We start from the raw sequence: 25,343 nt of genomic DNA, 5'->3' as shown, positions 1-25,343 counted from the left end.
AGGCACAAGGTGTGTGGGGGTCGATGATCAATCGTCCACGCAGCGATTGCGTCTGCGCAGGCACGTGGTGGAAGCGTGAAACGCGTGGCTTGCCCCGAACCAGGGCGCGAGTGCGACGTTATAAGAACGTTAACGATACCCGACCGCTGTCGGGTTCTGGACTACCGGGGAAGTGAAAATGACGATGCGAAAAATCCTGGGTGTCGGTGCCGCGCTGGCACTGGCCATCAGTTCCACGCTGGCCCATGCCGACGCCAAACCCGAGCTGAGCATCGGTTACGTCGATGGCTGGTCCGACAGTGTTGCAACCACCAACGTGGCTGCCGAGGTGATCAAGCAGAAACTGGGTTATCCGGTGAAGCTGCAGGCCGTTGCGGCCGGGATCATGTGGCAGGGCGTCGCGACCGGCAAACTGGACATGATGTTGTCTGCCTGGCTGCCCGTGACCCACGGCGAGTACTGGACCAAGAACAAGGACAAGGTCACCGACTACGGGCCTAACTTCAAGGACGCGAAAATCGGCCTGATCGTGCCTGAGTACGTGAAAGCCAACTCGGTGGCGGACCTCAAGACCGACGAATCCTTCAAGAAGAAAATCGTCGGCATCGACGCCGGTTCAGGCGTGATGATCAAGACTGATCAAGCGATCAAGGATTATGGCCTCGACGGTTACAAGCTGCAGGCCAGTTCCGGCGCCGGCATGATTGCCGAGCTGACCCGTGCCGAAAACAAGAAAGAATCGATCGCGGTGACCGGCTGGGTGCCGCACTGGATGTTCGCGAAGTGGAAACTGAAGTTCCTGGAAGACCCAAAGGGTGTTTACGGTGCGGCTGAAACCGTCGACAACATCGGCAGCCTGGATCTGGCGAAGAAGGCCCCGGACGTGGCGGATTTCCTGAAGAAATTCCAGTGGACCAGCAAGGATGAAATCGGCGAAGTCATGCTCGCCATCCAGGACGGCGCCAAGCCCGAAGCGGCGGCCAAGGACTGGGTCGCCAAGCACCCGGATCGCGTCAAGGAGTGGACCGGTAAGTAATCGGTCACAAAGATTTAACGTCTTACCGAACCGCCTGGCGAGCCATCGCCAGGCGGTTTTTTATGGCCGCAACCTTAAGTTGCGAACGGCCTCGGGCGAAAGAGGCAATTCTTCGAACATCAACTAATGTCGTTCTAATACTAAGGTCGTCTGGAGTGCATCGCAGAGCGGACTAAAGTGCAAACCGTGACATCCATCTGTGCTGCGAGGACAAAAACAATGAACGACAGCATTTACCTCTCGATTCAGAACAGCCCGCGCTTCAAGGAGCTGGTCTCGAAAAGGGAACGATTCGCCTGGATTCTCTCGGCAATCATGCTTGGGCTCTATGCCGCATTCATCCTTCTGATTGCGTATGGGCCTCAGATTCTCGGCGCTAAACTCAGCGCCACATCAACCATCACTTGGGGTATGCCAATCGGCGTCGGGCTGATTGTGTCCGCGTTCGTTCTGACCGCCATCTATGTTCGCCGCGCAAACGGTGAATTCGATGACCTGAACAACGCCATTCTGAAGGAGGCGCAGCAATGATCCGGCGCCTGCTTGCGGCCTTCGGCCTTGCCGCTTTCGCGCCGACACTCTGGGCAGCCGAAGCGCTGACCGGTGCGGTGCAGAAGCAACCGTTGAACGTGTCGGCGATCATCATGTTTGTGGTCTTCGTCGGGTTCACCCTCTACATCACTTACTGGGCGTCGAAAAAGAACAAGACAGCGTCGGACTATTACTCGGCAGGCGGCAAGATCACCGGTTTCCAGAACGGTCTGGCCATTGCCGGTGACTACATGTCGGCGGCGTCATTCCTGGGGATTTCCGCGCTGGTCTACACCTCCGGCTACGACGGTCTCATCTACTCCATCGGCTTCCTCGTCGGCTGGCCGATCATCCTGTTCCTGATCGCCGAACGCCTGCGCAACCTGGGCAAGTACACCTTCGCTGACGTGGCGTCCTACCGCCTGAAGCAGAAGGAAATCCGTACCTTGTCCGCCTGCGGTTCGCTGGTGGTTGTGGCGTTCTACCTGATCGCGCAGATGGTCGGCGCCGGCAAGCTGATCCAGCTGCTGTTCGGTCTGGACTACGCGGTGGCGGTGGTGCTCGTCGGCATCCTGATGTGCCTGTACGTGCTGTTCGGCGGCATGCTGGCGACCACGTGGGTTCAGATCATCAAGGCGGTGATGCTGCTCTCCGGTGCGTCGTTCATGGCGTTGATGGTGATGAAGCACGTCAACTTCGACTTCAACGTGCTGTTCTCCGAAGCCGTGAAGGTTCACCCGAAAGGCGAAGCGATCATGAGCCCGGGCGGTCTGGTTAAAGATCCGATCTCGGCGTTCTCGCTGGGTCTGGCGCTGATGTTCGGCACCGCGGGCCTGCCACACATTCTGATGCGCTTCTTCACTGTGAGTGATGCGAAGGAAGCCCGTAAGTCGGTGCTCTACGCGACCGGTTTCATCGGCTACTTCTACATCCTGACCTTCATCATCGGCTTTGGCGCGATCCTCTTGGTCAGCACCAATCCGGCGTTCAAGGACGCAGCGGGCGCCTTGCTCGGCGGTAATAACATGGCAGCGGTTCACCTGGCCGATGCGGTCGGTGGCAGTCTGTTCCTGGGCTTTATCTCGGCGGTGGCGTTCGCGACCATCCTGGCGGTGGTGGCGGGTCTGACATTGGCCGGTGCTTCTGCGGTGTCCCACGACTTGTATGCCAGTGTGATCAAGGCGGGCAAGGCCAACGAGAAAGACGAGATCCGTGTGTCGAAGTACACCACGGTGGCGTTGGCGGTCGTGGCGATTCTGTTGGGTATCGCGTTCGAGAGTCAGAACATCGCGTTCATGGTGGGCCTGGCGTTCTCGATTGCGGCGAGCTGTAATTTCCCGGTGTTGTTGCTTTCGATGTACTGGAAAAATCTGACGACGCGTGGCGCGATGATTGGTGGCTGGATGGGGCTGGTCAGTGCGGTGGTGTTGATGATTCTGGGCCCAACGATTTGGGTGCAGATTCTGCATCATGAGAAGGCGATTTTCCCGTACGAGTATCCGGCGTTGTTTTCGATTGCGATTGCGTTTGTCGGGATCTGGTTTTTCTCGATTACGGATAAGTCGAAGGCGGCGGAGGGTGAGCGTGCGTTGTTCTTCCCGCAGTTTGTGCGTTCGCAGACGGGCCTGGGGGCCAGTGGTGCGGTGTCGCATTGATTTGATGTAGTGTTGTTGTGGAAACGCCCCGATCTTCGGGGCGTTTTTGTTTTATAAGCGCTTAAGATCAAGATCAAGATCAAGGGCGTCTGCCTGGGGGCAGACGTTTCGCCTTCGGCGAGTTACTTGGAAAAGCACCCCAAGTAACCAAGGGTGCTTGCTCCTGGTTGGGCCCCTCCTGCGTCGGGGTTCCTTCACTCCGGTCTCGCTCCGTGGGCCCGCGCCGAACGGACATCCATGTCCTGACGGCGCTCTCGCCGCATCCATGCGGCTCGGCCCACTCCGCGAGACCTCCGTTCAGCCTGCACCCAAGTCGCGATTGGTGTCGTCTGAACTCTCTGCGTATGAAGATCAAGGTCACAAGCGCGTCCGGTGTAGGACCGGCTTTAGCCGGGAAGGGGCCAGTTCAGGCGCGGGTAAATCTGCGGCAGATGTCATTTTTGCGTTCGGTGGTTAAAAAGATTGAACCGCTTTCAAGCCGCTTCGCCTAATGATCAGCGTGTGGAGATTCCCACAGGCCTTGTGCTAATACCGGCACTCTTTGAGAGGTGGTTAACGTGGCTAAAGACGACAAGAAAACCAAAGGTGAAGCTTCGAAGGCCAGCAAGGATTTGAAGGACAAAAAGTCCTCTCCGGAAAAGAAATCAGCGGCAGCCTCGGCGCTTTCGAAGTCTTCCGACAAGAAAGGCGCGAAGAAAGACACCAAGAAAGCGGCTGAGCCAAAGAAAGCTGCAAAGAAAGCGGATAGCAAGCCAGAGAAGGCCAAGAAATCCGACAAGGCAGAAAAAGCCGACAAGCCTGCAAAAAAGAAAAAGTGATAACTGCACTCCGCTAGGGCTTTACGCCCTAGCTTCCTCAGAACGTCCTGTTCGATTGTTGTAAATCCTCTTTCCCTCTGTCCCCTAACATCCACTGGCAGTCGCCGACGGGTGAACGCACGTTTAAATTTTACGGTGTTCAAACCGGCCCCTTCCCGGCTAAAGCCGGTCCTACCAAAGCGCCGCGTACACCTCTCATCCCGCGTATCCCGCGTATACCCCGTAGGACCGGCTTCAGCCGGGAAGCTCTTGATCTGCTTTAAAGCGCCTTTGATCTTTGTACACAAAAGGCTCAAACACCGCCAATCGCGACCTGGGTGCAGGCTGAACGCAGGTCTCGTGGAGTGGGCCAGGCCGCATGGATGCGGCGAGAGCGCCGTCAGGACATGGATGCCCGTTCGGCGCGGGCCCACGGAGCGAGACCGGAGTGAGGGTACTCCGACGAAGGAGGAGCCCAGCCGAGAGCAGGCACTTTTGGTTAGTTTTAGTGCTTTTTAAAAGTAACTCGCCGAAGGCGAAACAGTTCTGCTCCAGCAGAACCGCTTCCATAAAAAAACCGCGCCTAAGCGCGGTTCTTTTTGATGCCAGCCTTAGCAGTTAAATCCTGCCCAGCAATACCAATATCAGCAGGATCACCAGGATCGTACCGATGATGCCCGACGGACCGTAGCCCCAGCTCCGGGAGTGTGGAAATACCGGAAGTCCACCGACCAACAGCAGGATAAGGATGATGATCAGAATTGTGCCGATGCCCATGACGAGTTCCTTCTAGTGTTCTTGGAAGATGGCTGTGCAGTTCAAGAGGTTGCCACGACGGCTAATCATTGTGCTGCTTGATTGATCCGACTGTCGGACCAATCAAAAGGTTCTCAGCTGCCGAAATAAAAAATAACATCTTCAGGAAAGGCCAGGAAAATCATAGGTCTGCGTCTTTAACAAAAGTATTTTCCGTATTCAAATGCTGATTGGAAAAGCGCAAAAAGTATCTCGCCTAGTGTGGAACCAAGCGGTAACTAACCGGTCACCAAGTTCGATGTAACGCGCTTCCCGTTAATCATCTCCCTGCCTAAATACATCCAAAAGAGTGCCCACCCATTCAAACCATCGGTTTGCCTCCCATATTCAGCGATCTGATGAAGGGTTTGTCGGACAATCTGTCTGTTTACACTCTAGTGACTTCTTAATAACCGACAAGGCGTCTGCTATGCACAATCGCATCATGATCACCGGCGCAGGGTCCGGGCTGGGACGCGAGATCGCGCTGCGCTGGGCGCGCGAGGGCTGGCAGCTGGCGCTGTCGGACGTCAGTGACAGCGGCCTTCAGGAAACCCTGCGCCTGGTGCGCGAAGTGGGAGGGAACGGTTTTGTTCAGCGCTGTGACGTCCGGGACTACAGCCAGCTCACCGCATTCGCCCAGGCGTGCGAACAGAAATTCGGCGGCATCGATGTGATCGTCAACAATGCCGGCGTCGCTTCAGGTGGGTTCTTCGGCGAACTGTCCCTCGAGGATTGGGACTGGCAGATCGCGATCAACCTGATGGGCGTCGTTAAAGGCTGCAAGGCGTTTTTGCCGCTGCTGGAACAGAGCAAGGGCAAGATCATCAACATCGCCTCGATGGCCGCGCTGATGCAGGGCCCGGCGATGAGCAACTACAACGTCGCCAAGGCGGGCGTCGTTGCGCTGTCGGAGAGCCTGCTGATCGAGCTGCGCCAGCAGGAAATCGGCGTGCATGTGGTGTGTCCGTCGTTCTTCCAGACCAACTTGCTGGATTCCTTTCGTGGCCCCACGCCGGCGATGAAAGCCCAGGTCGGCAAGCTGCTGGAAAGCTCGCCCATCAGCGCAAAGGACATCGCCGATTACATCTACCAGCAGGTCGCCAGCGGCGAATTCATGATCCTGCCCCATGAACAAGGGCGAATGGCGTGGCAGCTCAAGCAGAAAAATCCCCAGTTGCTGTACGACGAGATGGCCAACATGGCGGAGAAGATGCGCGCCAAGGCGAAGTCCGGGAGCTGAGTCAATCGTTCGCCACGGGTCTTTTCTGATAGGGTTGCGGCACTTTCCGGCTGACCTGGACGAGGCTCATCGTGCTCAATTACCTGTGGTTCTTCCTCGCTGCGCTGTTCGAGATCGCCGGGTGTTATGCCTTCTGGATGTGGCTGCGCCAAGGCAAGAGCGCACTGTGGGTGATTCCCGCGTTGATCAGCCTGACCCTGTTCGCCGTGCTGTTGACCCGGGTCGAAGCCACTTACGCCGGACGCGCCTACGCGGCGTACGGCGGCATCTACATCATCGCTTCCATTGCCTGGCTGGGCGTTATCGAACGTGTTCGCCCGTTGACGTCGGACTGGATCGGCGTCGGCCTCTGCGTCATCGGCGCCACCATCGTTCTGTTCGGCCCGCGCTGGTCTGCCGCGTGATCGTCGGTACGCGAGAAAGAACGGACGTCTGCAGGACCTTTCTCTGACGTGCAGGCCGGAAATGCCCGGGCACGTAGGAAGCGTCTGTCAGCCATGGTCTTGAAGGGTTGAAGGGCGTTACTGATTTTGCTCTGGCGCATTGAAGCGCCGGGACCTGAGCGTCAACCTGCTGCCTCGGTTACAGCCAAGGAGCAGGACGTATGCTGGTATTGACGCGAGAAATCGGCGACACCTTCAACATTGGCGATGACATCACCCTGAGGGTGCTGGGCATCTCCGGCAATGAGGTGCGCCTGGGAATTGATGCACCGCAAAGCGTCAGAATTCATCGGGCAGAAGTTATTCGACGAATCGCCTCACGACTGCAGAACCTGGCCAACCGGGGGCCGGGCAGGTAAGTCCACCTTAGTCGCCATCCAGACCCGGTTGTGGGCGCAGGGGCCTATTCCTCGAAAAATTCCTTGGGCACTTCGTGCTTGAGCATCAGCTGACATTGCTGGCTGTCCATGTCGAAGAAAATCACCGCCTGACCCTTGCTCAACGCATGGCGTACCCGCAACACGCGGGTTTCAAGGGGGGTGTCATCGCCATTGTCAGTGCCATCGCGGGTCACGAAGTCCTCGATCAGGCGCGTCAGGGTGTCGGCTTCGAGTTGGTCGTAAGGGATCAGCATAGATTTCTCGGCAATCACAAAAAGTACACGGGGCGGCGATGCTATCGCGCCCCGTGCGGGCAGGCTATCGCTGCCCCACCAATGTATCCACCGATGGCACGCGCGTGTCGCTTTCCATCTGCGCGTCGTGCTCCAGCTGATGGCTGAAATTCTCCAGCGATGCGTTGGACGGATGCGCGTCGCTGGCAAACACTGGCGGGCTCATGATGTAGGCGGTGAGCAGACGGCTCAGCGTGCTCAAGCTGTCGATGTGGGTGCGTTCGTAACCATGGGTCGCGTCGCAGCCGAACGCCAGCAGGGCGGTGCGCGTGTCGTAACCGGCAGTGATCGCCGAGTGCGCGTCGCTGTAGTAATAGCGGAACAGGTCGCGGCGTACGGACAGCTCGTTTTGCTCGCCCAGGCGCAGCAAATGGCGTGACAGGTGATAGTCGTAGGGGCCACCGGAATCCTGCATCGCCACGCTGACCGCGTGTTCGCTGGAGTGCTGGCCGGGGGCAACGGGGGCGATGTCGATACCGACGAACTCGCTGACGTCCCACGGCAGGCTGCCCGCAGCGCCGCTGCCGGTTTCTTCGGTAATGGTGAACAGCGGGTGGCAATCGATCAGGGGCTCGACGCCGCTGTCGACGATAGCTTTGAGCGCCGCGAGCAGAGCGGCGACGCCGGCCTTGTCGTCCAGATGGCGCGCGCTGATATGCCCGCTGTCGGTGAACTCGGGCAACGGGTCAAATGCCACGAAGTCGCCGATGTTGATGCCCACCGATTCACAATCCGCGCGGGTCGCGCTGTAGGCGTCCAGGCGCACTTCGACGTGGTCCCAACTGATGGGCATCGTGTCGACGGCCGTGTTGAACGCGTGCCCGGAGGCCATCAACGGCAGCACGCTGCCGCGAATCACGCCATTGTCGGTGAACACGCTGACGCGGCTGCCTTCGGCAAAGCGGCTGGACCAGCAACCGACCGGGGCCAGACCCAGCCGGCCGTTGTCTTTGACTTCGCGAACACTGGCACCGATGGTGTCCAGGTGCGCGGAAACGGCGCGGTCGGGACTGTTCTGTTTACCTTTCAACGTGGCGCGGATGGTGCCGCGGCGGGTCAGCTCGAACGGGATGCCCAGTTCTTCAAGGCGCTCCGCGACGTAGCGCACGATAGTGTCGGTAAAGCCGGTGGGGCTCGGGATCGCGAGCATTTCCAGCAGGACTTTCTGCAGGTAGTTCAGATCCGGTTCAAGGATGTTTGCAGTCGTCATAGGGACCTCAATGTGTGGCGCAGATTAAGCTGAGAGCGGACTCGCTCGCGGGACGGGTCTGGTGTCGACGAATTCGTCGCCCGACCAGACCTGTCGCCGGCAGGCTCAGGGCTACAGCGGTGGCGCCTTAGCCATGTGCAGGCTGGCTGTGGGGAAACAACAGATCGACGAAACGCTCGGCCGTCGGTTGTGGCTCGTGATTGGCCAGGCCGCAGCGCTCGTTCGCTTCGATAAACACATACTCCGGCTGATCGGCGGCGGGCACCATCAGGTCCAGACCCACCACCGGGATGTCGAGGGCGCGGGCGGCACGCACGGCGGCGTCTTTCAGCACCGGGTGAAGAATCGCGGTGACGTCTTCCAGGCAGCCGCCGGTGTGCAGGTTCGCGGTGCGGCGTACGGCCAGACGCTGATCAGCCGGTAACACGCTGTCGAAGCTGAAACCCGCGTCCTCTACGGTGCGGTGAGTTTCGTCGTCCACCGGAATCTTGCTCTCGCCGCCCGTGGCTGCAGAGCGACGGCGACTTTGCGCCTCGATCAGCTGACCCACGGTGTCACGGCCATCGCCGATGATCTCGGCAGGACGGCGGATGGCCGCAGCCACTACCTCAAAACCAATCACGACGATGCGCAAGTCGAGCCCTTCGTGGAAGCTTTCGAGCAGCACACGGCTGTCGAACTGGCGAGCACGCTCGACCGCCGCCTGGACATCTTCGATCGTACGAAGGTCCACGGCCACGCCCTGACCCTGTTCGCCATCGACCGGCTTGACCACGACGCGCTGGTGTTCCTCGAGAAACGCCAGGTTGTCGTCGCCGTTACCCGCCAGTTGCTGCACCGGCACTTCCAGCCCCGCCGCCTTCAGCGTCTTCTGGGTCATGCGCTTGTCCTGGCACAGCGTCATGCTGACGGCGGTGGTCAGGTCGCTCAACGACTCACGGCAGCGCACCCGGCGGCTGCCATGAATCAGCGTGAACAGTCCGGCCTCGGCGTCGTCCACCTGCACCTCAATACCGCGACGATGGGCTTCTTCGACGATGATCCGCGCGTACGGGTTGAAGTCCGCCTGTGGGCCGGGGCCGAGAAATAGCTTCTCGTTGATGCCGTTTTTACGCTTGATGGCGAAGGTCGGCAGATTGCGGAAGCCCAGCTTGGCGTACAGGCCTTTTGCTTGTTCGTTGTCGTGCAGCACCGACAGATCCAGGTACGCCAGACCCCGGCTCTGGAAGTGCTCGACCAGATGACGCACCAGCACTTCGCCGACGCCAGGCCGTGTGCATTGCGGATCAACCGCCAGGCACCACAGGCTGCTGCCGTTTTCGGGATCGTTGAACGCCTTTTGGTGATTCAGGCCCATGACGCTGCCGATCACGGCGTTGGTGGTCTCGTCTTCAGCAATCCAGTAGACCGGACCGCCCTGGTGCCGAGGCGTCAGCAGGGCAGGGTCAATGGGCAACATGCCGCGAGCGATGTACAGATTGTTGATCGAGTTCCAGTCGCCCTCGCTTTGTGCCCGACGAATCCGGAAACCACGAAATACGCGCTGGGCCGGGCGGTAATCGCTGAACCACAGGCGCAGCGTGTCTGACGGATCGAGAAACAACTGTTGCGGCGATTGCGCCAGCACCTGTTGCGGTGCGGCGACATACAGGGCGATGTCGCGCTCGCCCTGCTTTTCGTTGAGCAACTCTTGCGCGAGGGACGCCGGGTCGGGGTAAGTGTGGCCAATCAGCAGCCGTCCCCAGCCGCAATGCAGAGCCAGCGGTTCTGTCTCAGGCGTGCTGCCGTCTTCGGCAAGGCGAGCCTGCAAGCGCTCGTACGACGGCGCCTGGCCGCGCAACAAACGCTGGTTATGAATCGAAGCGTTGGCTTTCATCGGTCAGAGTCCTTGTTCGCTGAGCCACAGGTTCAGCGCTGCGAGCTGCCACAGCTTGGAGCCGCGCAGGGGCGTCAGTTGACCCTGTGGATCGGTGAGCAGTTTGTCGAGCATGACCGGGTTGAACAGGCCACGGTCCTGGCTTGGATCGAGCAGCAGATCACGGACCCAGTTCAGCGTGTCGCCCTCCAGATGCTTGAGGCCCGGCACCGGGAAATAACCTTTCTTGCGATCAATGACTTCGGACGGAATCACCAGTCGCGCCGCTTCCTTGAGTACTTGCTTGCCGCCGTCCGGCAACTTGAAGCGGCCAGGCACCCGTGCCGACAGCTCGACCAGTCGATAGTCGAGGAACGGGGTGCGTGCTTCGAGGCCCCAGGCCATGGTCATGTTGTCGACGCGTTTGACCGGGTCGTCCACCAGCATGACCGTGCTGTCCAGTCGCAGGGCTTTGTCCACGGCCGCATCAGCGCCCGGCATCGCGAAATGCTCGCGCACGAAATCACCTGCCGCGTCGTTCGCCGTCAGCCACTTTGGCGTAACGGTCTCGGCGTATTCGGCGTAACTGCGGTCGAAAAACGCATCGCGATAGGCGGCGTAGGGGTCGCTGGCGCCGTCCACTTGCGGGTACCAGTGATAACCGGCGAACAACTCGTCCGCGCCCTGACCGCTCTGAACCACCTTGCAGTGCTTGGCCACTTCGCGGGACAGCAGATAAAAGGCGATGCAGTCGTGGCTGACCATCGGCTCGCTCATCGCACGGAAGGCGGCGGGCAGTTGCTCGATGATTTCGCTTTCCTTGATGCGCAGTTGATGGTGGTTGGTGCCGTAGTGTTTGGCGATCAGGTCCGAATACTGGAACTCATCGCCGCGTTCGCCGCCGGCATCCTGAAAGCCGATGGAGAAAGTCGACAGATCTTTCACGCCCACTTCACGCAGCAGACCGACCAGCATGCTCGAGTCAACGCCGCCGGACAGCAGCACGCCAACGTCCACCGCAGCGCGTTGACGAATGGCAACGGCTTCACGCGTGCTGTCGAGCACACGGTCGCGCCAGTCTTCGAGGGTCAGATTCGCTTCGTCGGCACGCGGGCCATAGGGCAGGGTCCACCAGACTTTCTGCTCGACCTTGCCTTCGGCGCTCACGCGCATCCACGACGCTGGCGGCAGTTTTTCCACACCGGCCAGCAACGTGCGCGGCGCAGGCACCACGGCGTGGAAGTTCAGGTAATGATTGAGCGCGACCGGGTCGAGCATCGGGCTGATGTCGCCGCCTTTGAGCAACGCGGGCAGCGCGGACGCAAAACGCAGGCGCTTATCGGTGCGCGACAGGTACAGCGGCTTGACGCCGAGACGGTCGCGGGCGATGAACAGGCTTCTGTTGTCGCGCTCCCAGATGGCGAACGCGAACATGCCGTTGAGCTTGGGCAGCATGTCAGCGCCCCAGGCATGGTAGCCCTTGAGCAGCACTTCGGTGTCGCCGCCGGAGTGGAACTGGTAGCCAAGGCTTTCGAGCTCGGCACGCAGTTCCGGGAAGTTGTAAATCGCGCCGTTGAAGGCCAGGGACAGGCCCAGGTGGCTGTCGATCATCGGCTGCGCCGAGCCGTCCGACAGGTCCATGATTTTCAATCGACGGTGGCCGAGGGCAATCGGCCCCTGGCTGTGAAACCCCCACGCATCCGGGCCGCGAGCCGCGAGATGATGGGTAATACGTTCTACTGCGGCGAGATCCGCAGGTTGATTGTCAAAGCGTAGTTCGCCAGCTAATCCGCACATCTGTCCTAAACCCTTTATGTTTTCGGCGTGTTTGGCGTTACTGGGATTGCGCGGCGATAGATGCCGGGTTCATTCCGGGCATCAGGCGCATGATTGCGTACATATGGCGCGTGTCGTACATCCTGCGCTGTCTAATCCCGAGCCTGCGCAATGCACTCAGCCAGTAACGATTCGGCCCTGTCCCGGCGCGGATATACAGCCCTGACACGAGCCCGCTTCCTATCGGCGCGAACACGTCATCAGGGCGCGCTGCCGTCAGCGGCCTAGCTTTATCGAGTACCAGCAGGCGTGGATCGTTCAATAAAAAAACATTGCAAGGGAGGGGGGCGTGGCCGGGTTTTTAATCACCGACGACGTTTTTCGTGGGATGTCGACTCGCTCATAGGTGCAAGAGGCGCTGCCCACGTGATGCCTGGGAAGCGCATATCTCGCCCGAGTCAACGCGAGCGGTTGGCGATCCGTAAAGCCGCGGTTTTGATGTACCTCACCGAGTTGGCGAGGTTACCGGCATGACTTTCGAGGAGCATGAGGTCCTCTTGTCGACACACAACTTTTTGAGCCTTGAGGTAAATGGCATGGCCTTCGAGAAATTGCGACAGAGAGTCAAAGTAGGCAGCAGAATCTTCGAGGTCCAGCTGCATATCTTTCAAGCTTAGTGTAGACATCGAGGCTCCAGACGCTATTGAAGCAGGCGTCCTGGCCTGACGGGGTTGGGGTATTGGGTTCACTGTCCGATGCTTTGTTTATCGGCAGCCGTCAGGAAACTTTAGATGATTATTAGGGTCTGGCTCGGCGGCGTGTCAGTAGCCCGTCATCTCCAGATACCCCACACCCTCATGGCTACCGCTCAGGGTGACCGGCCCCTCCCAATAGGGAATCTGCAAATTCATCCAGGCTTGGGGGTTCAGCGCTTCGACAGCGATATCCACAGCCTTGGACGGTATTTTCACCGACCAGCGCGTGGGCATGTCGCGGCCGTCGACGTCAGTGGTGTCTTCCGGCGCCAGTTCTATGTCCTTCGCCGCCAGTTGTTCGGTGCTGCCATCGGCGTTGATCCATGTCCCAGTCAAGTACGGCTCGTCGTCCTTTTGCCGCATGCGATAGAGCATGACTTCGGTGCCATCACCCAAATGCAGCGAAAACCAGTCCCAGCCCGTCTGATTATCCGTGAGCGGCTGGCTGCTCCACTCCCGGTCCAGCCACGCGGGCCCGGACACCTGATAGGTTTTGCCGTCGATTTCGAGGCTGCCGTCCGCTTGAAAAAACGGCTGGCTGTAGTAGTACGACGCCTGACCCTGCTCGGACTTCTGGCTGAAGCCCTGTTTGCCTTGCAGCACCAACGGCTTCGTGGCTTTAAGGTGCAGGCGATAGTTGAACTGCGGACTGCTGGCCTGCAATTGCATGTCCGCCAGCGGGTCATCGGTGGCAGATTGGCTGGTGAAGGACCAGTCATCTATCCAGGCTGCGAACGGTGCCAGCGTCACCCCGGCCTGCTGCACGCCGCCTCGGGCGTAGCGTTCCGCTGCGAAATGATCGTCCTGGGACGTCACGGCGGCGTGGCCCATCCACAGATTGCGGTTATTCCAGCCAGACCCATCGCCTTGCAGCCCTTTCGCTCGGGGGAGGGCATTGCGAAACAGGGTCCACTGCACGCCAAACGACTGGCCGTCGGCATCCTTGAGATTGGCGGTGACGTACCACCACTCGATGCGGAAATCATCGTGGGGGCCATGATCGTCGGGAAACACGAAGCGCTTTTCCGGCGTCACCTGCGCGTAATTCGAGGCGTCGTCGGCAAGGCCTGCGAAGCCTTTTTCTTCCTCGGGTTTGTCGTCGCAGCCGCTCAGCAGGGTGACGAGCAACAGACCAACGAGCGGGATCAGGGCCTTAACCTTCATTGGCGAAAGTCCTCAACAAATCGGCGGGGCGGGTGCGGTACAAACGGTAGAGCGGCCATGCCGAGGCCAGCAGTGTGGCGAGCATCGCCAGCAGCGTGAGCCGCAACAGCTGCATCGGGAACACCTGCAGCGGCAGGCGCCAACCGAAGGCTTGCACGTTGATCACTGCGTCCAGACACCACGCCAGCAACAGCCCCAGCGGAATTGCCAGCACCAGCGTCAGCACCGCCAGGAGCCAGGTCTGCGCCAGATTGAGCAGCATCAATTGCCGCCGCGTTACGCCCAGCGCCCACAGCGGCGCCAGTTGCGCGAGGCGGCTCTGGCTCTGGGTGAGGAGACTGATGAACAGCGCGACGCCGGCCACCATCAAGGTCAGGCTGTTCAACGCGGCCGTGGCGGCGAAGGTGCGTTCGAAGACCTGCTGCGACCAGGCCTTGAGCTGAATCTGATCGACGATGCGGTTGTCGTCGATGGTGAATTTGTTGTGCAGCACCCTCAGCAGTTGCGGGATGGCGTGGGGATCGATGCGCAGATTGAAACGGTTGGGCGTCAGCTGCGGCCAGTGCTTGAGCAGGTGGTCGGCATTCACCAGCATGTGGCCCTTGGGATTGCCGTAATCGGCATAAATGCCAACGACCCGCAGCGGCCACGGCCCGTCCGGCGCCGGCAGTTTCACTTCATCGCCAACGCTGACATCTAGACGGCGGGCCAGTTGTTCGCTGAGCATCAGCGTGTCTTCCTGCGCCAGTTGCTTCCAGGCATCGCCGCTCGCCGATTCCAATAGTGGCCAGTGCTGGCGATAGTGCGGATGGTCGATGACGCCATACAGCTCGGCCGGCCAGCCATGCAGCTGCAGCGACACCTGCCAGTTGGGCAGCACCGCCGAGGTCAGCGGCTGCTGACTCAACCACTGCTGCAACGGCGCGGCTTGGGCGGGATTCTGCGGATTGATGTACAGCTCGGCGCTAAGGCGTTGCTCCAGCCAGTGGGTGAACGTCTGGCGGAACCCCGACGTCATGCTACCCGCGCCGATGTTTGCTGCCATCGCCAGAAGTAAGGCCATGAGCGCCAGGCTCAGGGCCGGCAATTGTTGTCGGCAGTCAGCGAGAAACCACTGACCCAGCACCGAACGGCTCCTGCCCAACAGTGCGTTGAGCAGCAGGTTGAGCAGCACCGGAAGGCCCAGGGCCGCACTCAATAACAGGCTGGCCATCAACACGAAGCCCAGCGCCAGGCTGTCGCCAAACAGCGCGGCCGATACTGCAATCAACGCCGAAATCTCGGCAACCCAGCCCTGGCGTCGCAGCCATTTGGCGTGGGTTTCGTGCCATGCCTGGGCATTGGCCAGCGCCAGCAAGGGCAGACGCGCCGCGCGCAGCAGGCTGCTGGCGCCCGCGAGAAACGCGCCGAGCAGACTGACGCCCAATCCACTCAGCCACCACCAGATGCTCAGGTTCAGGTGGCCCGCGACTTCAGCGCCGTACAGCCCGCGCAGACTCGCCGCGACATCGGGCAACAGCGCGCTCGCCAGCCAGTAACCACTGATGACGCCGGCGATGCCACCGAGCAAGGCCAGCACGCCGAGCTCGACCACCAGACTCACCATCAACCCGCGTGCGCTGACACCGCAGGCACGCAGATTGCGCAGGAGCCCGCGACGCTGTTCCAGCGCGAGACCAATGGCCGCATGCACGATGAACAGCCCGACTACGAACGAGAGAAAACCCAGCGCGTCGAGGTTCAGGTGGAAGCTCTCGGTGAGCCTGCCCAGGTCGTTGTCTTCGCCGCTTTTGCGCAGCATCAGCTCGCCGTTCAGCTCGGCCGGCAGGGGAGGAGCGTTTTCGGCAAAATCCTTGGGCAGCACCAGCCGCGAGATCTGATTGGGCTGGTTGAGCAGTTGCTGGGCGAAACCGATGTCCATGAGCAGTACACCCGGCGCCATGTCGGTTTTCCCACGCAGTGGCGGCAGCACCTTGCCGGAGTCGATGACCGGCTGCTGGCCTTCATGAAGACCGAGGGCCGCGAGGGTCTGCGGGGAAATCCAGGTAGTGCCGGGAGGGGTGAAGAAGTCGACGATCTGCTCGGTGTCCAGCGATTGCCCGGCCAGCGCGGTGTTCACCGGCAGTGAGACTGGCTCGATGCCGAGCACGGTCAGGCGCTGCTCCGGCGCTTCTTTCAGGGTGACGCGTCCGCGGAGTGCGGGGGAGACCGGCCATCCCGCGCGGCGCAAGGTCACGAACAGGTCCTGGGAAAAGTTGGCGCCGTTGGGCGAGACCAGGATCTTCTGCGGCTCGCCACCGATCATCTGACTGGCTTTGGCGTAGCTTTCACGGGCCTGACTGTTCAGCGCCTGCACGCCGGTCAGCAGGCTGGTCGCCAGCCACAGGCCGGTCAGCACGCTGAAAAACTGCACGGGATGGCGCCGCCAGTGGCTCAGCAGCGCCTTCAACGTCCAGTAGAAGACCGGCATCTCAGCGTTCGCCTTCGCTGACCAGCCGACCCAGATGCAACACGGCCTGACGCTGCAATCGTGCCGCCACCCTCGGGCTGTGGGTCACCATCAACAGGCTGGTCGTGCTGTCGCCGAGGAGGTCCAGCAACAGTTGCAGCACTTCATCGCTGGTGGCTTCGTCGAGGTTGCCAGTGGGTTCGTCAGCGAGCAGCAGGGCCGGGCGAGACGCGAGAGCCCGGCCAATCGCAACACGCTGCTGCTGGCCGCCGGAAAGTTGTTCGGGATAGCGCTTGAGCAGCGCGCCCAGGCCCAGCCGCTCGGTGAGTTCGGTCTGCCATTCGGGCTGGTAGCGCCCGGCCAGACGCGCCTGGAACGCCAGGTTGTCTTCGACTTTCAGGCTGCCGATCAGGTTGAATTGCTGGAACACCAGGCCGATTTCCGTACGCCGCCAGTTGGCCAGCTGCGCTTCGTTCATCTGGTCGAGACGCTGCCCGGCGACCTCGATGCTGCCCTTGTCCACGTGGTCCAGCCCGGCCACCAGATGCAGAAGCGTGCTCTTGCCGCTGCCAGACTCACCCATCAACGCCAGACTGCCGCCCTGATCCAATTGCAGGTCCGCGCCACGCAAAACGGCCAATGGGCCCTGGGCCGTGGCATAGCTTTTGAACACACCCTGGACTTGCAGCATCGACACGCACCTAAATGGAGGGATGGGCTGGAGGATAACGGTTTGGCCGGAGCCGATGTAGCTGGCGAAGCAGTGGATCTTCGGCAGGAGCAAGAAGTTGCGTCGGATAGCGGCGACGGGCGCCTGGACAGCCGATACCGCAGGCCTCTCTACTTACCGCGAATCAGCCCGCGCAGCGCGAATCGGTTGGGGTGACAGGCTTCGGCCACGCTTCGCGGCAGTGGCAGAGGTTCGTCATCCAGCCAGGCGGCAATCAGTTCGCCGGACAGCGGCGCAGTGATCAGACCGCGAGAGCCGTGACCGCTGTTGACGTACAGCCCGGCGAGCCATGGGCACTCGGTATCCGGCGTCTGGCGCGCATCCTTGCGCAGCACGGCGTACGCTTCAAGAAACGCCCCCCGATACGCCAGCGGCCCGACGATGGGCAGGTAATCCGGGCTGGTGCAGCGAAACGCGGCGCGACCTTGCAGATCCTCCGCTGGCAGCGCGGCGGCGTTCAGCCGCTCGGTCAGGTCCTCGGAGATCTCCCTTAGCAGTTCGAGATTGCCGAGATGTTCGGCCGTATTCGGCGTCAGGTCATCGCTGTTGAAGGCGAAGCTTGCCCCCAGCGTGTGTTCGCCGCCGCGCGCAGGCGCCACGTAACCCTCGGCGCACACGACAGTCGTCAACGCGCGGCTTTCGGGGGTTGCAGCCAGTCGGGTAATCTGCCCGCGAATACGCTTGAGGGGCAGGTCAGCGCTGGCCGGGAAGCGTTTGACTTCGGCTGCGCCCGCCAACACGACGACCGGAGCAGAAGCCAGCAGACGCTCGCCATCCCACGCCTGCCACAGCGCCCCGTCCCGCCGCAGCTCGATCACGTCATTGTGGGTCAGCAGCTTGATGTTGCTTGCGCTGGCCTGATCGCGACACAACGCCGGCGGATGCACCCAGCCACCTTGGGGGTAAAACAAACCGCCGCTCTTCAACACGACACCGGCCCGTGACTCGGCGTCAACCCGGTCCAGCACATGCAGCAGATCCTCGGGGAACGCCGCCGCCAGTTGCGCCTGCCGCGCTTGCTCTTTCTCGTCGAAGGCAAGCTGCAGCACGCCGCAATCGTCCCAGTCGATGCCCCGTTGCAGGCGTTCCAGCAAACGGCGGGTGTGACCAAATCCGCTCAAGATCAGCTGCGACAACGGGGTGCCGTGGGCCGACAGCTTCAGATAGAGCACGCCTTGCGGATTGCCCGATGCTTCTTGCGCCAAATCCCCGTGACGTTCCAGCAGACTGACGTGCCAACCGCGCGCGGCAAGACTTGACGCAGTGGCGCAGCCGGCCAGGCCTGCGCCGATTACCAACGCCGTGCGCGGGCCGTCCGGTGACGTCGGCCGGGCAAACCAGGGTTTGGCGCGCGGGGGCGTTGGCACGCTTTCTGGCCAGCCGATGAAGCGGCCTTTGAGCACTTCCCACTTATGCCCGATCCCCGGCACGCGCTTCATCTTGAAACCGGCTGCGTTCAATGCCCGGCGTACCCAGCCCGTGCTGGTAAAGGTGCCAATGGTCGAGCCCGCTGCCGCCAGCCGCGCCAGCTCTGCGAAGAGTTCGGGCGTCCACATTTCCGGGTTTTTCGCGGGGGCGAAACCGTCGAGAAACCAGGCGTCGATCTGTCCGTCCAGCTGCGGCAGCATGTCCAGCGCATCGCCAACCAGCAAGGTCAGGGTCACGCGGCCGCCCTCAAAGACCCAGCGCTGGAAGCCCTGATGCACCGCCACGTATTGATCCAGCAACTGATCCGCTTGCTCCTTGAGCTCGGGCCACAAATTCAGCGCGCGTTCCAGATCGGCACGGGTCAGCGGGTATTTTTCGACGCTGACGAAATGCAGGCGGGCGTCTGCCACTGCGCTGGCATTGAACAGCTGCCAGGCGCACAGGAAATTCAATCCAGTACCAAACCCGGTTTCGCCGATCACCAGCCGACCACCCGCCGGTAACGCAGCAAAGCGCTCGGGCAGCTCGTTCTGGGTCAGGAACACATGGCGGGTTTCATCCAGGCCCGATTGGGTCGAGAAATAAACGTCGGCGAACACCCGTGAATGCGGATTGCCGTGTTCGTCCCAGTCGATCTGGGCGTGGGCGATCTGGTCATCTGCGATCTGGGTGTGGTCAGTGGTGGTCATGTTCGGCTCGGGGCGGGCGAGGTGGCGATGTTACTCCAGCGTCCGGGGAGGCGTGCACTACATATGTATGCCACTTTGCGGGTGCGTTCCTGTTTATCTATGCGCCTTTGATCACACGCAGAAACAAGGACGTCACATGAACACCGCCAGTCAGGCTCTTACGACTTTATTCATCCAGGACACGCTGCCGCAATGGTTCATCCAGGCGACCCCGGCAATGCGCGATGCCCTGCGTCAGGACATGACCCTCGCGCAGGCCGCTCGGGAAAACCTCAAGCAGGTGTTCCAGCGCATTCAGGACCTGCCGTCATTTGCGCGGCCGTTGCTGACCCAGGCCCTGGACGCCGAATTCGGTCCGGGTCTCGATGTAGACCGCGACCGCTTCTTCCACGCCAGATTCCAGCGCGACTGGCTGACCGGTCGTGCTTCGCCTCAGGGTTCCAGCACACGTTCGCTGCTGGCCGCCGCCCTGCAAAATTTCGAAGCGGTCGAAGCGACGGACGCTGATCGTGAAAGCACCTCGGCAATCATTGGCGGCACGCCGGACACATCGGCGCGGCCGGAAGCCGTTCATCCATCAAGGGTTAGTCCCGGTCGCTTCATCGAACTGTGCCGCCGGCTTGACCTGGGCGGCCAGTATCAACGGCACTTGCATCATGTGTTGCACCCCGTCGCGAGGCCGGACGTCCCCGGGAGTCTGGACAGCAATGACATCAAGTCGCGCAATATCGAGCACGCCCGTCTGACCTTGCGGGTCGACTCCCACATCGCACGCCTCAAGGGCTCTATTGATGAGGCGCAGTACCAGAGGCTGCTGCAGCTCGACGCCTACGGCCCCGCGCATCAGGTGTCCACCCTGCAACTGCTGGGCTACAAATTGCGCGGCCCGCTGTTATTCAAATCCACCGAGCAGACGCGTTGCGTGGTGTACCTGCCTGGGGAAGCCAGTGGCGCAATCCAGTCCTACCCCTCGTTGGAACATTTCACACAGGCGCTGCGGACCAAACTGCGCTCCGAGGCGTATCAACGCTACTTCGATCGCTTCATTCCCGAGCGCAGCAAAGGCGCTTTCTTCAAACGCTTGCACGAGCGCCTGGCGCCCCATGTCCTGCACAGCGTCGCCCGTGGCAAAGGTTTTCACCGACAGCTGATCAGCGTTTCGGAAGTGGATCAGAATGCGTTCCTCGACCTGGAAGCCATCGATATGGGCGGCGCGCTGGGTGATGTTTTCTATCTTCATCAACTGCTGCGACTGAAGGATGACGCTCGCGTGCTCGCCGTCCCCACCGACGACGAGGACCAGAAAACCCGCGACCAGCGCCTCGCTGACTGGCTGAACTACGGCTTGGATGCACTGAATATCGCCGCGCTGTTCGTTCCCGGTCTGGGCGAAGTCATGATGGTTGTCGCGGGGGCGCAATTGCTCGACGAGACATTCGAAGGCATTGAAGCGTGGCGCCATGGCGACATGGATGAAGCGCTGGACCACTTGGGCAATGTCGCGGAAAACCTGGCATTCATGGGGGCGCTGGGTGTCGCAGGTGCCGTGACCGGCGCAATGGCGGCAGAGGCCGGTGGGTCGCAGCCACCATCGTTCATCAAACGTAGCGTTCCCGCCCGAAACGCTGCAGGTGGCCTACGCCTGACCGACGTGAGCGTGGCTTTGCGTCGTTTGCATCCGGAACTCGCGGACATCGACGACAACACCGTCGGCCGAATAATGGCAGTGAGCGGGGTAGATGAAGAGCATCTGGCCGCACTGCACATCGCCAATCAATCTGCACCCGCAGCGCTGCTCGATACCGCCAAGCGTTTTCGCCTGAGTCAGCAGGCGGCAGACTCAGCCGACGCCTTCAACGCGGCGTACCTCGCCAGCGAGCAGTCGAGCGATCCGCTGATCGTACTGCTCAGACGGGATTTCCCGTCCCTCACGTTGGCGGCAGGCCAGGAGCTGATCGCTGAAACCGCCAGCGAACAGAAACTGGCCATGCTGGACACTCAACGCATTCCGCTCGAAGCGGCCGGAAAGGTCCGTGGGCATCTGCGTCAGACCCGCATGAACCGAGCGCTGGAGGGTTTCTTTCTGACGCCCAGCACGGCCAACGCCGATCTCCAGCGCCTGACGGTGCGCAGCCTTGAAACATTCCCGGGATGGCCCGCTGACCTTCGCATCGAACTGAGGGAGGGCAGCACCACCGGGCCTTTGCTGGACAGCATTGGCGCCAAGAGTGCCTCGCAATGCCGTGTGTTGATCAAGGGCGACAAAGGCTTTCAGGTAGCGGGCACCGAGGAGTCGGAGAAAAGGGTCAGCCTGTTTGCCGCGATCTTGCGTGCGCTGCCAGAGAGCAGTCGTCAGACGATGGGGTTCAACAACCCGGAAACGGGCGCACGGGCCTTCAAGCGTCGCATTTTTAATTGGGTCCGGTCGCAGCCGGAGTGGGCGGCGGAGCAGTTGGGGCAATGGACGTTACCGACCGGGTTCAGGCCGCCGCAGCGTTTGCTTGACGGGCGCATCGGCTACCCACTCAGCGGGCGCGGTGTGCCTGTGGCTGACAGCGCGGTTCATCAGCAATTGCTCCAGGCAATGGCGCAGCTCTACCCGGAGAGTCTCGAGATGACGGAGCAGGTGCGTGGCATGGCCCGGCGGGGGCGATCACTGGAGCAACTGCTGCACGCGACGCGCGCTCGTGCTGTGGCCTATGACCAGTTGCACGTGAGCCTGATCGCCTGGGCGGAAGCCGACGATATCAGCGTGCTGCTCAATGACGGTGAACGTCTGGCGCGGCGTCGGGTGGCCAACGCGCTGGGTCGGGCCTGGCGCTACAGCCATGCTGATGCGCCACGGGGTACGCGCTGGCTGACGCTTGAGTTCCTGACAATGCCGGAATTGCCGCCCTTGCAAAGTTTCTATGGGGACATCACACAGATCGAGCTCAATAACGTGCAGTTTGATACCAACGCTGCCAATGCGTTTCTGGCGAACTTTCCGAACATGACCCACTTGAACGTGCGCGGAAGCTTCACCGAGCTCCCGAGTGTGTTACCGCAGTTTGAGTCCCTGCAGCACCTTTCGCTGGAGAACATGCAATGGCCCCTGGGCCAGCCTGCCATGGACACACTGATGGACATCCCCGCGCTGAATTCCCTGAGTCTGGCCGGCAGCCAGTTGGGTGAATTCACCGACACCAGCCGCCTGAGCCTGTCGACCTTGTGGATTAACAACACCGGCCTTACCCAGTGGCCTGAATGGACCGATTCGCTGGGCCTTGGCGAGCTGGACATCAGTGACAACCAGATCACCGACATCCCTTCCGACGTGATCGAAAACTCAAGGGATGATGGCCAGCACACGGTGATCTATGCCTACAACAACCCGTTCAACCGCCAGGACCTTGAGGATTACTGGCGCAACGACACCGGCTACGGTCATCGCTATCAGCTCGATTACGACTTTCCCGAAGACATCCGCGAGATCCACGTCGAAGGCGCGCCGATGGACACAGACTCTGAGCCATCTGATGACGAGTCCGCGTCTCATGGTCACCGCTCTGGTCCGAGCGCGGGTGCTGCCAGACCCTCGGCGCAGGTATGGTTGCGCACGGGGGAAGATGTGTTGAATCAGCGGTTGCTGGCAGCGTGGACGCAGGTCGAACAGGCCGCCGATGCGCCTCATCTGCTGGTGTTGTTGCAGCGTTTGAGGGAAACCCCGGACTTCCGCCAGTTCCATGCCGAGCTTGCCAGTGAAGTGCTCACTGTTCTGGAAACAGCTGCGCAGGATGCCGGGTTGCGCGGGCAGATCGAGGTCATGGCCAACGACCGCTTGTTCGGCGCCAACCAGACCTGTCAGGACGGGGCACGCCTGATCTTCAGCGACATCCAGGTCGCGGTTTACAGCCATGGTGCGCTGCGGGGCGTTGCAGAAAGCCAACGCACGGACGCCTTGCTGGGTGTCCTGCGTCAGCTTTTTCGCCTCAACGAAGTGCAGGCGATTGCGGATGCGGAGATTGCCCGGCGCGAAAGCCTGGGGATGGCGCTGGATCATGCCGAGGTGCGACTGGCCTACCGCGTCGGGCTCGCGGATGAACTCGGGCTGCCCGGTCAGCCTTACCGCATGGTCTGGGCGCGTCTGGCGGCGGTCGACCGTGGGGCATTGCTGGACGCTCGTCGCCAGGTGCTGGAAGCGGAACGCGGCCCGGCTTTCCTGCACTTTGCCGTCGGTGACCAGCAGTGGAACGCGCGGTTGCGCTCCGAGCATGCGCCCGCGCTGGCTTTGGCCACTGAATCAGTGCGCGCACGCATGGCCGCCCTGGAAGAGCATCCGCCAACCGATCCTGACGAGTACCACCGACAGGGCCTGGCCCTCATCGCCGAACGCGATGCGGCCGAGGCGCTGATGCTCACGCAGTTGACCGATCTGTACCGCGCGGGCTGGTAATTTGCTGAACAAGGTGGCACTCCCACGGTGCCGCCTCGTTACACCTGCAACCGAATGTTTCCCGCTGCAGTGATCCATCGCAGCGGTTGGCGGTCATAACCTGCATCGGCGCTGCCCGCCGCCTGCTAGTCTTGACCGATCCTGAAGGGAGCCTTGAATGTTCGAATCCGCTGAAATCGGCCACACCATCGACGACGAAACCTACGACGCTGAAGTCCCGGCGCTGCGCGAGGCGCTGCTGGAAGCTCAGTACGAACTGCATGAGCAAGGCAAGCGCCAGATTATCGTGCTGATCAATGGCATCGAGGGCGCAGGCAAGGGCGAGACCGTCAAGCTGCTCAACGACTGGATGGACCCGCGCTACATCGAAGTGCGCACTTTCGATCAGCAAACCGATGAAGAGCTGGCCCATCCGCCGGTCTGGCGTTACTGGCGCCAGTTGCCGCCGAAAGGCCGCATCGGCGTATTTTTCGGAAACTGGTACAGCCAGATGATCCAGGGCCGGGTGCACAAGCGCTTCAAGGACCCCGTGCTGGATCAGGCCATCAACGGCGCCGAGCGACTGGAAAAGATGCTGGTCGACGAAGGCGCGGTGATCTTCAAATTCTGGTTTCACCTGTCCAAGCGGCAGATGAAGCTGCGCCTCAAAACCCTCAAGGATGATCCCCTGCACAGCTGGCGGATCAGCCCGCTGGACTGGCAGCAATCGAAGACCTATGACCGCTTTGTGCGTTTTGGCGAGCGCGTGCTGCGCCGAACCAGTCGCGACTACGCGCCCTGGCACGTCATCGAAGGCGTCGACCCGAACTACCGCAGTCTCACCGTTGGCCGCTTGCTGCTCGAGGGTTTGCAAAATGCTCTGAAGACGCCTGAAGGGGCGACCCATCTAGTCGGACTCGGCCCTTTGCCCAACAACAGCAACGAGCTGAGCCTGCTCGACAACCTCGACATGACCCTGGCGCTGGAAAAAGACGACTACGACGAGCAGCTGATCACCGAGCAGGCGCGGCTTTCGGGGCTCATGCGCGACAAACGCATGCGCCGTCACTCATTGGTGGCGGTGTTCGAGGGCAACGATGCAGCGGGCAAGGGCGGCGCGATCAAACGTGTCGCCGGAGCCCTCGATCCGAGGCAATACCACATCGTGCCAATCGCCGCGCCCAGTCAGGACGAGCTGGCTCAGCCTTATCTGTGGCGGTTCTGGCGGCAGATTCCGGCGCGGGGGAAATTCACCGTGTTCGATCGGTCATGGTACGGGCGCGTGCTGGTCGAGCGAGTCGAAGGCTTCTGCTCCGAGGCGGACTGGTTGAGGGCTTACAGCGAGATCAACGACTTCGAAGAGCAGCTCACGGATTTCGGCGTGGTGGTGGTGAAGTTCTGGCTGGCGATCGACGACAAAACCCAGCTGGAGCGTTTTCAGGCGCGGGAGAAAGTGCCGTTCAAGCGCCACAAGATCACCGAGGATGACTGGCGTAACCGCAGCAAGTGGCCGCTTTACCGCGAGGCGGTGGGCGATATGGTGGACCGCACCAGCACTGAAATCGCCCCGTGGACGCTGGTGGAGGCTAACGACAAACGCTGGGCACGGGTAAAGGTACTGCGCACGATCAACGAAGCGATCGAGGCGGCATTCAAGAAGAGTGACAAAAAGCACAAGTAGCAGGGAGGGGGACGTACGA

The 25,343-nt window shown here is 61.1% G+C and carries 19 protein-coding genes; 9 read left to right on the top strand and 10 right to left on the bottom strand.

The genetic code is table 11. From position 1 onward, the window contains the following. Positions 1-178 precede the first annotated feature (178 nt). From ABEH28_RS22720 to ABEH28_RS22705, 4 genes are all read left to right on the top strand, one after another. A complete protein-coding gene (locus ABEH28_RS22720) occupies positions 179-1,036 on the top strand; it encodes a glycine betaine ABC transporter substrate-binding protein (RefSeq protein ID WP_192170957.1) in 858 nt (285 codons plus the stop codon). Positions 1,037-1,255: 219 nt separating this feature from the next. Then, positions 1,256-1,567, top strand: a complete 312-nt coding sequence (locus tag ABEH28_RS22715) for a DUF485 domain-containing protein (protein ID WP_108122019.1) — start codon at positions 1,256-1,258, stop codon at positions 1,565-1,567. Further along, positions 1,564-3,222: a cation acetate symporter gene (locus tag ABEH28_RS22710; protein WP_346631126.1), complete on the top strand. Its 1,659-nt coding sequence runs from the start codon at positions 1,564-1,566 to the stop codon at positions 3,220-3,222. The genes ABEH28_RS22715 and ABEH28_RS22710 overlap by 4 nt, the downstream gene beginning before the upstream one ends. A gap of 548 nt (positions 3,223-3,770) precedes the next feature. Further along, entirely contained in the window at positions 3,771-4,040 is a 270-nt protein-coding gene (locus ABEH28_RS22705) for a hypothetical protein (RefSeq protein ID WP_346631125.1), read from the top strand. Between the two features lie 597 nt (positions 4,041-4,637). On the opposite strand, the gene ABEH28_RS22700 is transcribed toward ABEH28_RS22705, so the two are convergent. Next, entirely contained in the window at positions 4,638-4,796 is a 159-nt protein-coding gene (locus ABEH28_RS22700; RefSeq protein WP_020290439.1) for a DUF3309 family protein, read from the bottom strand. A 448-nt stretch (positions 4,797-5,244) separates the two neighbouring features. Between ABEH28_RS22700 and ABEH28_RS22695 the strand changes: the two genes are divergently transcribed. The 3 genes from ABEH28_RS22695 (at position 5,245) to csrA (ending at position 6,859) form a co-directional block, all read left to right on the top strand. Further along, on the top strand, positions 5,245-6,057 hold the full coding sequence (locus ABEH28_RS22695) for an SDR family oxidoreductase (RefSeq protein WP_346631124.1): 813 nt from the start codon (positions 5,245-5,247) through the stop codon (positions 6,055-6,057). Positions 6,058-6,128: 71 nt separating this feature from the next. Further along, complete coding sequence (locus ABEH28_RS22690; RefSeq protein WP_192170961.1) at positions 6,129-6,461, top strand: YnfA family protein; 333 nt, start codon at positions 6,129-6,131, stop codon at positions 6,459-6,461. Positions 6,462-6,661: 200 nt separating this feature from the next. Further along, the gene (gene csrA, locus ABEH28_RS22685; RefSeq protein ID WP_192170962.1) at positions 6,662-6,859 is read left to right on the top strand and encodes a carbon storage regulator CsrA; all 198 of its coding nucleotides are present in this window, start codon (positions 6,662-6,664) and stop codon (positions 6,857-6,859) included. 44 nt (positions 6,860-6,903) lie between these two features. On the opposite strand, the gene ABEH28_RS22680 is transcribed toward csrA, so the two are convergent. The 9 genes from ABEH28_RS22680 to mnmC all read right to left on the bottom strand — a co-directional run bounded on the left by ABEH28_RS22680 (position 6,904) and on the right by mnmC (position 19,229). Beyond that, on the bottom strand, positions 6,904-7,134 hold the full coding sequence (locus tag ABEH28_RS22680; RefSeq protein ID WP_346631123.1) for a YheU family protein: 231 nt from the start codon (positions 7,132-7,134) through the stop codon (positions 6,904-6,906). Positions 7,135-7,198: 64 nt separating this feature from the next. Then, the gene (locus ABEH28_RS22675) at positions 7,199-8,383 is read right to left on the bottom strand and encodes an osmoprotectant NAGGN system M42 family peptidase (protein WP_282371034.1); all 1,185 of its coding nucleotides are present in this window, start codon (positions 8,381-8,383) and stop codon (positions 7,199-7,201) included. Between the two features lie 127 nt (positions 8,384-8,510). Continuing rightward, on the bottom strand, positions 8,511-10,259 hold the full coding sequence (gene ngg, locus ABEH28_RS22670) for an N-acetylglutaminylglutamine synthetase (RefSeq protein ID WP_346631122.1): 1,749 nt from the start codon (positions 10,257-10,259) through the stop codon (positions 8,511-8,513). A gap of 3 nt (positions 10,260-10,262) precedes the next feature. Further along, a complete protein-coding gene (locus ABEH28_RS22665) occupies positions 10,263-12,035 on the bottom strand; it encodes an N-acetylglutaminylglutamine amidotransferase (protein ID WP_192170965.1) in 1,773 nt (590 codons plus the stop codon). 437 nt (positions 12,036-12,472) lie between these two features. Continuing rightward, positions 12,473-12,700, bottom strand: coding sequence for a hypothetical protein (locus tag ABEH28_RS22660; protein ID WP_172611188.1), 228 nt, complete (start codon positions 12,698-12,700; stop codon positions 12,473-12,475). A gap of 135 nt (positions 12,701-12,835) precedes the next feature. Beyond that, on the bottom strand, positions 12,836-13,933 hold the full coding sequence (locus ABEH28_RS22655; protein WP_346631121.1) for a lipocalin-like domain-containing protein: 1,098 nt from the start codon (positions 13,931-13,933) through the stop codon (positions 12,836-12,838). After that, complete coding sequence (locus ABEH28_RS22650; protein ID WP_346631120.1) at positions 13,923-16,403, bottom strand: FtsX-like permease family protein; 2,481 nt, start codon at positions 16,401-16,403, stop codon at positions 13,923-13,925. The genes ABEH28_RS22655 and ABEH28_RS22650 overlap by 11 nt, the downstream gene beginning before the upstream one ends. 1 nt (position 16,404) lies before the next feature. Beyond that, entirely contained in the window at positions 16,405-17,073 is a 669-nt protein-coding gene (locus tag ABEH28_RS22645; RefSeq protein WP_346625448.1) for an ABC transporter ATP-binding protein, read from the bottom strand. A gap of 149 nt (positions 17,074-17,222) precedes the next feature. After that, a complete protein-coding gene (mnmC, locus tag ABEH28_RS22640; protein ID WP_346631119.1) occupies positions 17,223-19,229 on the bottom strand; it encodes a bifunctional tRNA (5-methylaminomethyl-2-thiouridine)(34)-methyltransferase MnmD/FAD-dependent 5-carboxymethylaminomethyl-2-thiouridine(34) oxidoreductase MnmC in 2,007 nt (668 codons plus the stop codon). A gap of 136 nt (positions 19,230-19,365) precedes the next feature. Here mnmC and ABEH28_RS22635 point away from each other — a divergent pair, with 136 nt between their 5' ends. Beyond that, entirely contained in the window at positions 19,366-23,664 is a 4,299-nt protein-coding gene (locus tag ABEH28_RS22635; RefSeq protein ID WP_346631118.1) for a DUF6543 domain-containing protein, read from the top strand. 157 nt (positions 23,665-23,821) lie between these two features. Further along, positions 23,822-25,324 carry a polyphosphate:AMP phosphotransferase gene (gene pap, locus ABEH28_RS22630; protein WP_192170972.1) on the top strand — a complete coding sequence of 501 codons (1,503 nt, stop codon included), beginning with the start codon at positions 23,822-23,824 and terminating at the stop codon, positions 25,322-25,324. The last annotated feature ends 19 nt before the right edge of the window (positions 25,325-25,343 follow it).

Origin of the sequence: Pseudomonas sp. Ps21-P2, from assembly GCF_039672565.1 — a bacterium.
GTDB lineage: Bacteria > Pseudomonadota > Gammaproteobacteria > Pseudomonadales > Pseudomonadaceae > Aquipseudomonas.
Note: the sequence above shows the minus strand (reverse complement) of the source record. Positions and strands in the feature narration are given on the sequence as shown.